The organism is Blautia sp. OM07-19 (genome assembly GCF_003481595.1).
Lineage (GTDB): Bacteria > Bacillota > Clostridia > Lachnospirales > Lachnospiraceae > Blautia_A > Blautia_A intestinihominis.
Genome location: NZ_QULA01000087.1, coordinates 1 through 268 on the forward strand (window position 1 = coordinate 1; position 268 = coordinate 268).

Below are 268 nucleotides of genomic sequence, written 5' to 3' on the forward strand. Positions count from 1 at the left end.
TCTTTTTCCCGGATATCTTTCCTTTTGTCTCCAGGTATTCGAAAACAATTATATCTGCATGGTTCTCTTTTGCATATTTTGTGACTGCTCCTGCAATCTTCCTTCCCAGTTCTATGTTCAGGCGTTTTGCATAAGCCCATCTGCTCTTTGCCTGTGCAGATCCATGTTCTCTCTGGAATCTCCGTATCCGTCCCAGTACACGGTACATCCGGTCTTTTTCACTGGGAAAATCAATAAACTTTCTTCCCAGGACAGTTCCATCCGACCG

General features: G+C 44.4%; 1 pseudogene. It reads right to left on the bottom strand.

The annotated features are described in order from the left end of the window. A pseudogene (locus DXC01_RS20835) lies at positions 1-268 on the bottom strand (IS200/IS605 family accessory protein TnpB-related protein); the annotation flags it as partial.